We start from the raw sequence: 13,174 nt of genomic DNA on the forward strand, positions 1-13,174 counted from the left end.
ATTAATCCGAACAAAAACCATTCAGAGTTATTGCATTGACAGAACCGAACAGCAACATGACGGACACCGAAAGCAAATCAGAACCAAGCACCCTTCGCTTCAAAGATCTGAACCTGGTATCCACCCTGCAGCAGGGTATTGACGATCTGGGTTTCGAGTTCGCCACCCCCATTCAAGCGCTTTCCCTGCCCCACAGCCTGCAAGGCAAGGATGTGATCGGCAAGGCACAGACCGGCACCGGCAAGACCGCGGCCTTCCTCATCACCGTGATCAATCGCTTGTTGAAAGAGCCGGAGCAGGAGGAGCGCTATAACGGCGAACCAAGAGCACTGATCCTGGCGCCCACCCGGGAGCTGGCGTTGCAGATTGAGAAAGACGCCAAGGCCCTGGTGAAGCACACCCACCTGGGTCTGCTCAGCATCGTGGGGGGCATGGACTACCAGAAGCAACAACGCCGCCTGCAAAACGAGATCATCGACATTGTGGTGGGCACACCGGGCCGACTGATCGACTTTGTGCGCAGCAAAGACCTGTTCCTCAGCGAAACCGAAATTCTGGTTATCGACGAAGCCGACCGCATGCTGGACATGGGCTTCATACCGGACGTAAAACGCCTGATCCGGGAAACCCCGTTCAAGGAGTATCGGCAGACCCTGATGTTCAGCGCCACCTTCACCCAGGACATCATGAACCTGTCCTCCAGTTGGACCATCAACGCAGAGCAACTGGAGGTGGAATCGGAATCCGTGGCCGCCGCCAGTGTGGACCAGAAGGTCTACATCGTCACCACCGATGAGAAATTCACACTACTCTACAACCTGATCACCCAGAACCAGCTGGAACGGGTAATGATTTTCGCCAACCGGCGGGATGAAACCCGGGATCTGACCCACAAACTGCGGGATTACGGCATCAAGTGCGCCACCCTTTCCGGCGACGTGCCACAACACAAGCGCATCAAGGTGCTGGAAGGATTCCGTGAAGGCAACATTCGGGTGATGGTGGCCACCGACGTGGCTGGCCGGGGCATTCACATAGACGGCATCAGTCACGTTGTGAACTATTCCCTGCCGGAAGATCCGGAGGATTATGTGCATCGGATCGGACGAACCGGCCGCGCCGGGAAGACCGGCACCAGTGTCAGCTTCGCCTGCGAAGAAGATGCATTCCAACTGCCTGCCATTGAAGAGTTACTGGGAGCCAAGCTGGATTGTTCGCAACCGGAAGCCGAGCTGTTGCAGGCCATTCCGGAGCCGGAAGTCAGCCCGGAGCGTGAGGCGCAACGCAAGAGTCACCAGCACGACAACCAGCGGCGGCGACGGCGACGCCCGCGCCGGACCAACAACGGTTAACGGCACCGCCAACACGCCACAAATAAAAACGCCCGGCACAAGCCGGGCGTTTTTCTGAGCGTTCAGGCTGCCACAATCAGACTGGCTGGAACGGGTCACCCCACTCCTGGGCCAGCGCTTCACGCAGGGCCACAACGCGCTCGGTTCCAATTCGATTGGACAGAGAGCTTTCAATTTCCTGCAGGGCACTCACGGTGGCACCACCGACTTCCTTGCCCTTTTCGGTGTACACCACCACTTTGGCGCGACGATCAGTGGGGTCCGGTTGCAGAGTCAGGTATCCCAGCTCCACCATCTCATTAATCGTCTGATGAATCGCTTGTCGGGTGACACCTACTCGGGAGGCGATTTCGGAGGGACGGGTCACGCCTTCGCTGATATTCACAAATACCAGGGACTGGGCGCGGGTAATGCTGGGCCAGCCCTGCTTTTTCAGCGCGTTTTGCAAGCCTTCGTCGGCCCAGTAAAAGGCTCGCATGAACAGTTGAGCCAGATTTGTTTCAATGGAGCTGTGTCCAAGTTCAGACATACTTCATACCCTTATTGCTAGCTAATTACCAAAAACGGATTGCTGTTTGATCGTTGTGATCAAGGTGTCCTTTTCCTGCCATAACTGATTTACCCAAGCCTGGAACTCCGCACGGAACGCACTATCGTTTTCATAGTCGCCGCAACTGAATTGCTCGGGAATGGGACGCTCGACAACCTGTACCGTCAGGTGGCGAACCCGACCGCAGAGCAGGTCCCAAAATCCAATGGTCTCGTCGTGATAGACAATGGTTACGTCCAACATGGAACGCAACTGCCCCCCCATGGCCGACAACACAAAGGCAATGCCCCCAGATTTTGGCTTTAGTAAATTCTGGTAGGGAGATTCCTGCGCATCGTGTTTGGCCTGTGTAAACCGGGTTCCCTCCAGGAAATTCATCACCGACACCGGCAGCTCCTTGAATTTTTCGCAGGCTTTACGGGTCGTTTCCAAATCCTTTCCCTTCATTTCCGGGTGCTTTTCCAGGAATTCTTTGCTGTAACGTTTCATAAAAGGAAAATCCAGCGCCCACCAGGCCACCCCCATCAGTGGTACCCATATCAGCTCCTGCTTGAGGAAAAACTTCAACATAGGTATGCGTCGATTGAATACCTGCTGCAGGATCAAAATGTCACTCCAGCTCTGGTGGTTACAGCTCACCAGATACCAACCGTGGTAATGCAATCCCTCAGTGCCCCGCACATCAATCTGCAGACGCCCTGACAGGGACAACGCGAAACTGTTCACCGACATCCAGTTCTCTGCAATCTTGATCAACAGCCAGACGCACAGTTTGCCCCAGGCCCGGATGGGGATGATCAGTTTCAACAATGTTATGAACAACAGCGGCACTACTGAAATTATGGTGTTCAGCGCCATAACCAAAAACGCCAGCAAGCCACGAACAGGGGCTGGCAAAAAAGACAACATGTCCTTGCGTTCTCCCAAACAAATGTCGCTGCTAAATCGAGCCAGCGGCCTCAGCAAATCTGGCTTTGCGGCGCGACAAACCGCGGGCCCCCTTAGTAAAGAGGCCGCACATTATGCCACAACGGAACGAAAACTGAACCGCGAATTTGAAGAGTTTTTTGTCTTTTTCGGCCACAAAAATGCAGTAAACGTCAACAATTTACCAAAGTGGATTGGGTATTGGTGATTGTCCGCAGAGTCACGTTTTGAAGAAATGAATGAGGGTGATTGCAGTCAGATTCCCCCCTTTTAAGCAGCACGGGGATTCACAAATCAGCAGCCGGATAAACATGTATACATAAATAAACCTAACAGCCTATATGTGTGCCGAAAGTTCGACTATATTTAATATGGAATGGAGTCAAATTTGAGATAATTCATTGGTTTAGAGGGATTTTGTCATTTCCTTATGCGCTTCTCGCGCTAAAGGGCCCATTACAAACTCCAAGTCATTTCGTAGGCACTATACAGGTAGCTACATGAAGGTTGATTTCAAACATTTTTCTCCCATCCTGATCACCTGTTTATTTCTGACTCCCGGCATTGCGGTTGCAGATAAATTCGATGACGCCGTAAACGAATACATCAAGGGATACAAGGAGTGTACTGAGGCGAACACGCTGCGCACCACCAACCTGGCCGGAGCCAAGCGCAAGTTCGACGTCTACCTGAAACAGCTGGATCGGGCCAAATCCATTGACCCTTCCATTCTGAACACCACTCAGCGGGACATGGACTCCAACCTGCGCTATTGCGAGCGCGTGGAAATCAATATCAAGCGGGCGGAAGCCACCCCCATTCTGGAGAAAGGGTTCACCTATTGTGACACCGCCAAGGAGTCCCTCAGGACTGGCGATGTGCCCACAGCCCAGTCCAATATGGAAGAGTACAAACGTTACCGTGATGACGCCATGATCATTACTGACAGCATCATGGAGGTGTTTGCACTGGCCTCCAAAGTCAGGGCCTGTTCGCGGGTAGAGGAAAAGCTGGCGGAAGCCATGAAGGAAGAAAACGCGCTGGTCGAAAAGATCAACGCCGCCATCCTCGGCTATCAGTCCGTTATCAGCCAGTGTGAGACGGCAAAAACCACCATCTCGTCACCGAAGTTTTCCCTGGACCAGCTGGACGACGTGAATGCCATCATGAACGAGTCGGCGAAAGCCAAGAAGACCGCTCGCCAGAATACCGAAGCCTTCACCCTGATGCAGGAGCAACCCAACCGCCCCCAGAGCCAGGAACTACAGAAACTGGTGGATACCGCTGCACAATGTGAAGGCCAGACCTCTGAATACATTCGCACCGCCACCAAAAACAAACGCGCGCTGGAGAAAGACATCACGGATGGGGTGGCCACGCTTAAAGCCTCCCAGGATGCCTGTGAGAACGCCAGAAAACTTAGCAATCGTTTCGTGGCGGACGCCGACGTTGCCAAAGCAGAATCAGCCTATAAAGACTCAGCAACCCTGAAGAGCAAAGTCACCGCTGACAGCAAGCTGATCGCCACTGTGAAGCAATATCCCAACTGGAGTTCCAGTAAGCAGTTCTCCAAATTGATGAACAGCACAGAAACCTGCCAAAGGGAAACCGCTGCCGGCATCAAAAAGGAGAAAGCTGCTTTTGCGCAGCAACAGAAAGATGCCAAGCTGAAAGCCGCACGGGATGCCGAGCTGGAAAAAGAACGCCAACGCCTGGCAGATGAACAAGCGCGCAAAGAAGCGGAAGACGCGAAACGGCTGGCGGAGAAGAAAAAAGCCGAGGAAGAGGCCCGTCGCCGAGCGGAGGAGGAAGCCCGCCGCGCTGCCGCCCTGGACGATGTTCCCGATGACGTGGACCTGGAGGACGATGAGTTCGGCGACTTTGGTGATGAAAAGGAGAGCAGCGGAGGCTGGACAGACCTGGTGAAGTAGCCACGTAACAGCCCCAAAAAAACGCAGCCTGGCAGGCTGCGTTTTTTTATGGCCAATCGTTTTTGGCACAACTATCAGCTCACGCTCATAAGCAAAAAAAAGCCCGCGTGTTCGCGGGCAAAGGACTACAGAGGGAAACTGTTTCGGGATAACCTGCGATCAATAGAATCCGAAGTTATCCACTTCCATATCCATGAGGCAATCCAGGCCACCGTTAATCGTCTCAACCAGAGACTTGGTTCGGGGCAGGATGCGCTTGAAATAGAACTGTGCGGTCTGCACTTTCGCAGTGTAGAACCCGACTTCAGTGGTTCCGGCGGCCAGTTGCTCTTTGGCGGCTTTCGCCATCAGAGCCCAGAAATAAGCCAGCGTAATATAACCACTGTACATCAGATAGTCTACCGCAGCTGCTCCGATCTCTTCCTGGTTCGCCATCGCACGCATACCGATTTGCGTGGTCAGATCGCCCCATTCTTTGTTCATTGCGGCCAATGGCTCGATGAACTCAGCGATGTCGGCATTATCTGCGTTCTCTTTACAGAACTTGTGCACAATCTTGGTGAAGTTTTTCAGCAAACCACCCTGGGTCAGCATTACTTTACGACCAAGCAAATCCAATGCCTGAATGCCTGTCGTACCTTCATACAATGTGGCAATGCGAGTATCACGAACGATCTGCTCCATACCCCATTCACGAATAAATCCGTGGCCACCAAATACCTGAACACCGTGATTTGCCGCTTCCAGGCCAGTCTCTGTACAAAATGCCTTGGCAATGGGCGTCAGGAACGCCATCAGGTCATCCGCCAGCTTTTTGGCTTCTTCATCGGCACCGTGCTCCACGATATCGCCCTGCATGGACAAGTAATACAGCAAGGCGCGACCGCCTTCTGCAAACGCTTTCTGAGTCAACAGCATGCGGCGCACATCGGGATGCACGATAATCGGATCGGCTTCTTTCTCAGGACACTTGGGACCGCTCAGCGCACGCATAGCCAGACGCTCTTTAGCGTAGGTCAATGCACCTTGATAAGACCCTTCCGCTGCCGCAACGCCCTGCAGCGCGGTACCGATACGAGCGGTGTTCATGAACGTGAACATGCAGTTCAAGCCACGGTTTGGTGGCCCGATCAAATAACCTTTGGCACCTTCGAAGTTCAGCACACAGGTGGCGGAAGCCTTGATACCCATCTTGTGTTCGATGGAGCCACAGCTCACACCGTTCACCTCACCCAGGGAACCGTCTTCGTTCACATTGACCTTGGGCACGATAAACAGAGAAATACCTTTGGTACCCTTGGGCGCATCCGGCAGGCGAGCCAGCACGATATGGATGATGTTGTCCACCATATCGTGATCACCGGCGGAAATGAAAATCTTGGTGCCGGAAATGCTGTAGGAACCGTCGGCGTTGGGCTCCGCTTTGGTACGCAGAATACCAAGGTCCGTACCACAATGAGGCTCGGTCAGGCACATGGTACCGGTCCACTCACCGCTGATCAGACGCGTCAGGTAACGCTCTTTCTGTTCGGGGGTGCCGTGGGATTCCAGAGTTTTGATGGCGCCATGGCTCAGGCCAGGATACATACCCCAGGACCAGTTGGCAGTGCCCACCATTTCACTCATCACGATACCCAGGGAGTTGGGCAGGCCCTGCCCACCCTCTTCGATGGGCGCGCTCAGTGAAGGCCAGCCGCCTTCAACGTATTTTTGATAGGCTTCCTTGAAACCTTTGGGAGTGGTCACAACACCGTTGTCAAAGCCGCAGCCTTCTTCATCGCCGCTGCGGTTGATGGGGGCCAATTCGTTTTCACAGAACTTGGCACCTTCTTCAACAATCGCGTCGATCAAATCACGATTTACTTCTTCGTCACCACGCAGCGCCTTGTAGTGGTCTTCCACGTTCAGCACTTCGTGCATCACAAACTGAATATCACGTCTGGGAGCTTTATAGTCTGGCATTGCTTTACCCTCTCCGCCCACCAACTGAATGGGCTTTATCTGTCGACAACATTCGGCCCGCCATGCTCTGGCGGGACATGAAATTGCGGTGAAAAAACAACGTGCCTGCACTGGAGTCAGCGCTCGGTCGGGTACAGGATGGTACCTGAACCATTCAAACAAGCGTTAGAATTTTTAGCGACCGCAGAGTCATAACCTTATTAAGTAAACGCTCTGACGGCCACAAATTCCAGTGCAATTTAAAACACTGCCTAATGGCTAAACAATAGTTTCAAACATATGTTTGATTTCGTCAATAAACAATAGCACATTTCCTCCGCGAATGTCCGAAACACACAGACATTTGGCCAAAAATCAGATACTTAAGGAGTATGGTAAGTTAGACGGGAGTTGGACACCCTAGACAACAATGTCCAGGAAGCCGCTTTTTCCATAGGGGTTTTCGGGATTCACCAAGCCCAGCTGATTCGCCTGCTGTAACACCCCCTGGGAGCCCAGCAGGATTTTTTCCAGCTCCTCGCGGGCATTGGCTGGCTTGTCATCCGTGGATTCGGTTGCCGATTCCGACTCGGATGCTTCCGCTTCCCCAGGCTGTGGCTGTACCGCAACCGGAGCGACAGCCACAGCGTCCGTGCCGGATGAGTCTTCCTCTAGCGTCGCGTCTGCTTCAGCCTCCTGCTGCCGCTCTGCGCGTTCCGCCTTTTCCTGCTGCGACGCTTCCGACTGCACTGCCCTCAGCTCATTGCGGGCGGTCAATTCCAGTTGCGCGGCTTCCGCTGCCACCCTGCGATCCTGCACCGACGGTTCTGCCGGCGCCAATGCAGCGGCGCGAATTACGCGGGCTTTTTCAATGGTTGCCTGAGGGTCGCCCGCCACTTCGGACACGCTGATGCTCACCTCACCTCCGGTGGCATAGTTGCGCCCATCCGGGCCCCGCGTGTATTCAAACGAGGGACTGCCGGCATAGCGCCCGCCCACAGCGGCATGGGCTGCTTCGTGTACCCGCACTTCCCGGTCCCGCGCTTTCAGCTGGTCGATCACCACCAGGTCTTCTTCAGACAGAGTCCCTTGAGTATTACCTGTGGTTTCCTGCTGAGCAGCGCTGTTTCGGGGGGCATCCTTCTGACCGGACGCAGGCGGCTGAGCCGGGGAGTCATCTGTCCCATCCGCCGGGGGGCTGGTGGTAGCGGATACGGAAGATTCGAACAACCGGTTTTGTGCACCTGCCGACTTTTCAGTTTCTTCCACCGGGGGGATATCGGCACGCGCCAGCTCACGCTCCACCCCACTGGGGGTCACGGAGCCTGTGTAGGCGGTCACACTGGTGACATTGGTTTGTGCCGGTTGGATCAACATGCCTGGTTAACCTGACTCTATACCTTGATATCAATAATACTGCCCATGGTGTCACTGGCGGTTTTCAACACTTTGGCATTGGCCTCTACCTGCAACTTGCTTTCCAGCAGGCTGACGGCAGAGCTGGTCAGATCCGCAGCGGGATCTTCCGATGTTGCAACCTGGGCGATCTCAGCACTGGCCTTGTTCATATTGGACAGACCCTTCTGGATTCCGGTAACACCATTGTTTAGTACTGAACCTATCACCATCTTCACTACCTCTTGAGGCGATTATACCACCGGCCCTGCAGACACAATTCCGGCTCATGAAGAAGTATAGAAGGAAAACTCAAGCTGCGCACATTTTAACCAGGCACCTCATTCAGCAAGCGACTGATTATCCAGTCAATTTTTATTTTTTATGCAAAATCAGGAATCAAATTCGGCGGTTTAATAGCAAATCAGTATCAACGGACGACACCAGATCCCCCATGGACACGGCCGGGGCGTGAGGGACCACCCCCAAACAGGGCGCAGGCAGCATCGTCCTCAGGGTCTGGATATTCTCCTCCACCCGGGCCGCGTCCGGATCGATGCAGTTGGCCACCCAACCCGCCAGGGGCAGCCCTGCCGCAGCCACCGCCTGGGCGGTCAACAGGGCATGGTTCAGGCAGCCCAAGCGAACGCCCACCACCAGGATGACGGGCAGTTGCAGCTCTTTCACCAGGTTCGCCAGGGTTTCCCGCTCGTTGAGGGGCACCAGCCAGCCGCCGGCGCCCTCGATCAGGGTTACATCTGCAGGTGTCATCAGGGCACCACGAATCAATCCCGCCAAGCGATCCACAGACAGGCGCCGCCCCTCTTCCGCCGCCGCCAGATGCGGGGCTATGGCGGACTTCAGGGCAACGGGGTTGACCTGCTGATAACTCACATCCAGGGTCATGGCGGCCTGCAGTTTCAGTGCGTCATCGTTGCGTAACTCTCCGTTGATCTCTTCGCAGCCTGCGGCCACCGGTTTCAATGCCAGGGTGCTGAGTCCTTTGGCTTTAAGGGCCGCCAGCAACAGCACTGTCACAAAGGTTTTTCCGGCGTCTGTGTCGGTTCCGGTGATGAAAAACCGGTGCTTCATATCTGCCTCCTCAGTATCTGGACTCTGCTGATCTTCACCGTGGCTTCTGTAACGCAATCACGCAGTAATGCCAACTGGCGGGCAACAAGCCCTGGTGATTACGAAAGTGCTCGTAGTTGCTCATCATTTTGAACAGCGTTTTCTTGCCGGTAAGGGAATGGGTACGATTGCTGGTGACCTGATGGGCGCCCAGGGTTTTCAACTCCCGCGTCAACTCGCGCACGGACTCGTAATAGACCACGTCCAACCGCTCCTGCAATTGCAGAGTCAAAAACGGGGAGACATCCAGCAGCCCCTGAATCTCTGCCAGCGCAGGAAAATCGTTCACGTGATGGTAGCGGCTTTCCGCTTTGCGCCAGCTCAACTTCAGCTCCCGCAATGTGTTCTCCACCGGAATGGAAAATACGAAGCGGCCACCGGGGCGCAATATCGCATAGACATCCGCCATCACCCGGCTCAGGTCATCACACCATTGCAGGGCAAAGCTACTGAACACCAGGTCGAAGGATTGCGCGGGAAACGGCAACCGTTCGGCATCCGCGCACACCCATTCGCTGATCACCCGCTGCTGATCGTTCTGCTGTGCCACCGCCAACATACCAGGCGCAATATCCAACGCAGTGATGTGCTCGGCGTAAGGTGCCAGCTGGATGGTGAGCGCCCCGGTGCCACAACCGATGTCCAGCGCGGAGGCCACCGCAGCAGGCTCACTGGCCAACACCGCCAACATGGCCTCCCCCACCTGGCGCTGCACATGGGCCACACTGTCGTAGCGAGGCGCGGCCCGACTGAAGGAAAGGGCGATGGCTTTTTTATCCACGGTCATGTCAGGCGCCGCCCGCTAAACCCTGCTCGCGCAGGAAGTCACGGCAGGCCGCCAAAAACAGGTCCGGTGCCGATAGAAAAGGCAGGTGGGCCACGCCGCGAATCACCGCGGTTTGGGCAGCCGGTTGTAGCTTGGAAACCACTTCGCTCACCCCCACCGGAACCAGGTGATCCCGCTCACCAAACACATGCAACGATGGGCAACGCAGGTTCTGCAGATCACTACGCAGGTCTACGGCCTGCAAAATTTCCAATCCACCCCGCAATGCCTGTTTGGCGGGAATACCATGGAAATGCACCAGCTCCTTCAGGGCCCGAATATCATTTTTGATGGTGTCACTGCCTTTGCATTGCAGGGACAGGAACCGAATCAATGTGCCTTCGGCATCCTCCAGCAACACGGTATGGAAGGCGTCCAGCACATCAGGCTTCACAGCCAACGGCCATTGCTCATCGGCCACAAATTTTGGCGTGGAGGCCACGCTGATCAGGGCACTGACCCGCTGCGGATGCAAACTGGCAGCCCGCAGTGCCACCATGCCGCCCAGGGACCATCCCATCCACACCGCCCGATCCGGTGCAATGGCCAGCACATGTTCCACCAGATAATCCAGTGTGTATTCGCCGCCGGGTATTGGGCTGCGACCCAGGCCGGGCAGATCGACCACCGTCACTTGAAAATGCTCCAGCAACGCCGGCATCACTTCATCCCACACCAGGCTGTGCATTCCCCAGCCGTGGATGACCAGCATCTCCGGAGGATTGTCGACGGTTCCGGTACAGCGAAAGCGATCATGGTACAAGGTCAGGGACATACTGCGGACGACCTCCTCAGACTTGGGTGATGGCTGCCCGACTGAGGGCATCCAGTAATAATTCAATATCCCGCGCGCAGTGATCCGCGCTCAGTGTGATGCGCAGACGGGCGCTGTTCTGCGGTACGGTGGGCGGCCGGATGGCACTCACCAGAAAGCCCTGCTTCAACAGCGCATCGCTGGCCTGCAAAGCCCGCTCGGATTGTCCAAGCAGCAGTGGCTGGATTGCGGTGTCAGACGGCATCAACGGTAAACCGAGCTGGTGGGCACCCTGTTTAAACTGTGCGATCAACTGCTGTAATTTCTCGATGCGCCAGGCTTCACTCACCAACAGATCCAGGCTGGCCAACGTAGCGGCAGCCACAGACGGCGGTAGCGCAGTCGTGTAAATGTAAGTTCGCGCGGCTTGGATCAAATACTCCACCAGAGTCTCATCGCCAGCCACAAACGCGCCAAAGGTGCCCAGTGCTTTGCCCAGGGTACCCATGTAAACCGGCACCTGCAGCGGGCTCATTCCGCACTCCACCAGCGAACCGTGGCCGCCGCCCAGCACCCCGAGGCCATGGGCATCGTCCACCATCAGCCAGGCATCATAGCGCTGGCACAGCTCACTGATGCCCGGTAAGGGCGCCAGATCGCCGTCCATACTGAACACAGAATCCGTCACCACCAACACCCGGCCCCGGGCCTGATGCAGGCGCTGCTCAAGCCCCTGCAGGTCGTTGTGCGGATAACGCAGCAAGCGGGCCCGACTCAATTGAGCACCATCCAACAGGGACGCGTGATTCAATTTATCCTGCACCACCGTATCGCCCCGTTCCAGCAATGCGCTGATCACCCCCACGTTGGCCATATAACCGGAGGAAAACAACAGGGCCCGTGGTTGCCCCACCCAATCGGCCAGGCGCTCCTCCAGTTCATGATGGAGGTGGCTGTGCCCGATCACCAAATGGGAGGCACCGCTGCCAAAGCCGAATTGCTCAGCCGCCTGTTGCGCTGCCTGCACCACATAAGGGTGACGGGCAAGCCCCAGGTAATCGTTACTGCAGAAATTCAACAGTGCTCGACCGTCGCATTGGATGCGTGCCTGTTGTGGGGATTCCAATACACGGCGGTGCCGGTACAGGTGCTGCTCGCGCCGCGCCTGCAGGCGTTGCCCTAACTGAAAGGGATCACTCATGCTGAGTAGCCGGTCAGCTACTCAGTTTGGGGCAGTCTTTGTGGGGTTGGGGTGCACCCTGGCCGCGACTGGCATCCACATAAAGATGAGCCGTCTGCTGATGCTCCACCGCGTTCAACAAGGCTGCTTCGCTGGCTTCGTCACTGGCTTCCACCTGAATGTCCATTGGCTTGATGCCAAGCTTGTTGAACAGCTTCATATCGGAGGTGGCTTCCGGGTTACTGGTGGTGAGCAGGCGCTCCCCGTAGAAAATGGAATTGGCACCGGCCATGAAGCACAGTGCCTGCATTTGCTCGTTCATGGCCTCACGGCCGGCGGACAGGCGCACCGAGGATTTCGGCATCAAAATGCGCGCCACGGCCACGTTGCGGATGAAATCAAAAGGGTCCAGGTCATCCACGTTTTCCAGGGGGGTGCCCTCAATTTTAACCAGCATGTTGATGGGCACACTTTCCGGGTGTTCCGGCAGGTTGGCCAGCTGCATCAGCAGGCCGGCACGATCCTTGGCGGTCTCCCCCATGCCCAGGATGCCGCCACAGCAGACTTTCATGCCGGCGTCGCGAACGTTGGACAGCGTGTCCAGTCGATCCTGGTAGGTACGGGTGGTGATGATGGAATTGTAATGCTCCGGCGAGGTATCCAGGTTGTGGTTGTAGTAGTCCAGACCCGCGTCCGCCAGACGCTGGGCCTGATCTTTATCCAGCATCCCCAGGGTCATGCAGGTCTCCATCCCCAGGGATTTCACCTGCTTCACCATTTCCAGCACATAGGGCATGTCTTTTTCACGGGGGGAGCGCCAGGCGGCGCCCATGCAGAACCGGCTGGCACCAGATGCCTTGGCATCCCGGGCCTGGGACACCACATTCTGGATTTCCATCAGCTTTTCTTTTTCCAGGCCGGTGTTGTAGTGACCGCTCTGGGAGCAGTATTTGCAATCCTCGGGGCAAGCGCCGGTCTTGATGCTGAGCAGAGTACTGATCTGGACCGCATTGGGATCATGATATTGGCGGTGGACGGTCTGGGCCTGGAACAGCAAGTCATTGAAAGGCAGGTCAAAAAGTGACTGAATTTCTTTCAGGGTCCAATCGTGACGAACGGCTTCCATCGGGGTTTGCTGTGCGGTCATGGGTGCGGCCTCATCTGCATCTGCGGCTTATTTTAACGAT

At 55.8% G+C, this 13,174-nt stretch carries 13 protein-coding genes; 3 read left to right on the top strand and 10 right to left on the bottom strand.

Annotated features, from left to right (window positions below; translation table 11 throughout):
- Positions 1 to 56: 56 nt before the first annotated feature.
- Entirely contained in the window at positions 57 to 1,352 is a 1,296-nt protein-coding gene (gene rhlB, locus D9N14_RS19060) for an ATP-dependent RNA helicase RhlB (protein WP_290582724.1), read from the top strand.
- A gap of 76 nt (positions 1,353 to 1,428) precedes the next feature.
- On the opposite strand, the gene D9N14_RS19065 is transcribed toward rhlB, so the two are convergent.
- Positions 1,429 to 1,881, bottom strand: coding sequence for a MarR family winged helix-turn-helix transcriptional regulator (locus D9N14_RS19065; protein WP_290582726.1), 453 nt, complete (start codon positions 1,879 to 1,881; stop codon positions 1,429 to 1,431).
- A 21-nt stretch (positions 1,882 to 1,902) separates the two neighbouring features.
- Positions 1,903 to 2,811 carry an acyltransferase gene (locus D9N14_RS19070; protein ID WP_290582728.1) on the bottom strand — a complete coding sequence of 303 codons (909 nt, stop codon included), beginning with the start codon at positions 2,809 to 2,811 and terminating at the stop codon, positions 1,903 to 1,905.
- On the opposite strand from D9N14_RS19070, the gene D9N14_RS19075 reads away from it, so the two are divergent.
- Positions 2,717 to 3,037, top strand: coding sequence for a hypothetical protein (locus D9N14_RS19075; RefSeq protein ID WP_290582777.1), 321 nt, complete (start codon positions 2,717 to 2,719; stop codon positions 3,035 to 3,037). The two genes, D9N14_RS19070 and D9N14_RS19075, sit on opposite strands and share 95 nt — an antisense overlap.
- A 292-nt stretch (positions 3,038 to 3,329) precedes the next feature.
- Positions 3,330 to 4,760 carry a hypothetical protein gene (locus D9N14_RS19080; RefSeq protein WP_290582730.1) on the top strand — a complete coding sequence of 477 codons (1,431 nt, stop codon included), beginning with the start codon at positions 3,330 to 3,332 and terminating at the stop codon, positions 4,758 to 4,760.
- Between the two features lie 159 nt (positions 4,761 to 4,919).
- Here D9N14_RS19080 and D9N14_RS19085 read toward each other — a convergent pair whose 3' ends face one another.
- From D9N14_RS19085 to bioB, 8 genes are all read right to left on the bottom strand, one after another.
- Positions 4,920 to 6,722 carry an acyl-CoA dehydrogenase C-terminal domain-containing protein gene (locus tag D9N14_RS19085; RefSeq protein WP_290582732.1) on the bottom strand — a complete coding sequence of 601 codons (1,803 nt, stop codon included), beginning with the start codon at positions 6,720 to 6,722 and terminating at the stop codon, positions 4,920 to 4,922.
- Between the two features lie 399 nt (positions 6,723 to 7,121).
- Positions 7,122 to 8,078, bottom strand: a complete 957-nt coding sequence (locus tag D9N14_RS19090) for a putative metalloprotease CJM1_0395 family protein (protein WP_290582734.1) — start codon at positions 8,076 to 8,078, stop codon at positions 7,122 to 7,124.
- A 17-nt stretch (positions 8,079 to 8,095) separates the two neighbouring features.
- On the bottom strand, positions 8,096 to 8,269 hold the full coding sequence (locus D9N14_RS19095) for a hypothetical protein (protein WP_290582735.1): 174 nt from the start codon (positions 8,267 to 8,269) through the stop codon (positions 8,096 to 8,098).
- Positions 8,270 to 8,495: 226 nt separating this feature from the next.
- Positions 8,496 to 9,188 carry a dethiobiotin synthase gene (bioD, locus tag D9N14_RS19100; RefSeq protein ID WP_290582737.1) on the bottom strand — a complete coding sequence of 231 codons (693 nt, stop codon included), beginning with the start codon at positions 9,186 to 9,188 and terminating at the stop codon, positions 8,496 to 8,498.
- A 34-nt stretch (positions 9,189 to 9,222) separates the two neighbouring features.
- A complete protein-coding gene (gene bioC, locus D9N14_RS19105) occupies positions 9,223 to 10,014 on the bottom strand; it encodes a malonyl-ACP O-methyltransferase BioC (protein ID WP_290582739.1) in 792 nt (263 codons plus the stop codon).
- A 1-nt stretch (position 10,015) separates the two neighbouring features.
- On the bottom strand, positions 10,016 to 10,828 hold the full coding sequence (bioH, locus tag D9N14_RS19110) for a pimeloyl-ACP methyl ester esterase BioH (RefSeq protein ID WP_290582741.1): 813 nt from the start codon (positions 10,826 to 10,828) through the stop codon (positions 10,016 to 10,018).
- Positions 10,829 to 10,844: 16 nt separating this feature from the next.
- Entirely contained in the window at positions 10,845 to 12,008 is a 1,164-nt protein-coding gene (gene bioF / locus D9N14_RS19115; protein ID WP_290582743.1) for an 8-amino-7-oxononanoate synthase, read from the bottom strand.
- A gap of 13 nt (positions 12,009 to 12,021) precedes the next feature.
- Positions 12,022 to 13,134, bottom strand: a complete 1,113-nt coding sequence (bioB, locus tag D9N14_RS19120) for a biotin synthase BioB (RefSeq protein WP_290582745.1) — start codon at positions 13,132 to 13,134, stop codon at positions 12,022 to 12,024.
- Between the last annotated feature and the right edge of the window lie 40 nt (positions 13,135 to 13,174).

The sequence above is a fragment of the Ketobacter sp. genome (assembly GCF_003671495.1).
In the GTDB taxonomy this organism is placed as follows: domain Bacteria; phylum Pseudomonadota; class Gammaproteobacteria; order Pseudomonadales; family Ketobacteraceae; genus Ketobacter.

Bases quoted from the DNA above. Each gene is read 5' to 3' on its own strand.
- rhlB (WP_290582724.1), top strand. From the start codon at position 57: ATGACGGACACCGAAAGCAAATCAGAACCAAGCACCCTTCGCTTCAAA.
- D9N14_RS19065 (WP_290582726.1), bottom strand. From the start codon at position 1,881: ATGTCTGAACTTGGACACAGCTCCATTGAAACAAATCTGGCTCAACTG.
- D9N14_RS19075 (WP_290582777.1), top strand. From the start codon at position 2,717: ATGAACAACAGCGGCACTACTGAAATTATGGTGTTCAGCGCCATAACC.
- D9N14_RS19070 (WP_290582728.1), bottom strand. From the start codon at position 2,811: ATGTTGTCTTTTTTGCCAGCCCCTGTTCGTGGCTTGCTGGCGTTTTTG.
- D9N14_RS19080 (WP_290582730.1), top strand. From the start codon at position 3,330: ATGAAGGTTGATTTCAAACATTTTTCTCCCATCCTGATCACCTGTTTA.
- D9N14_RS19085 (WP_290582732.1), bottom strand. From the start codon at position 6,722: ATGCCAGACTATAAAGCTCCCAGACGTGATATTCAGTTTGTGATGCAC.
- D9N14_RS19090 (WP_290582734.1), bottom strand. From the start codon at position 8,078: ATGTTGATCCAACCGGCACAAACCAATGTCACCAGTGTGACCGCCTAC.
- D9N14_RS19095 (WP_290582735.1), bottom strand. From the start codon at position 8,269: ATGAACAAGGCCAGTGCTGAGATCGCCCAGGTTGCAACATCGGAAGAT.
- bioD (WP_290582737.1), bottom strand. From the start codon at position 9,188: ATGAAGCACCGGTTTTTCATCACCGGAACCGACACAGACGCCGGAAAA.
- bioC (WP_290582739.1), bottom strand. From the start codon at position 10,014: ATGACCGTGGATAAAAAAGCCATCGCCCTTTCCTTCAGTCGGGCCGCG.
- bioH (WP_290582741.1), bottom strand. From the start codon at position 10,828: ATGTCCCTGACCTTGTACCATGATCGCTTTCGCTGTACCGGAACCGTC.
- bioF (WP_290582743.1), bottom strand. From the start codon at position 12,008: ATGAGTGATCCCTTTCAGTTAGGGCAACGCCTGCAGGCGCGGCGCGAG.
- bioB (WP_290582745.1), bottom strand. From the start codon at position 13,134: ATGACCGCACAGCAAACCCCGATGGAAGCCGTTCGTCACGATTGGACC.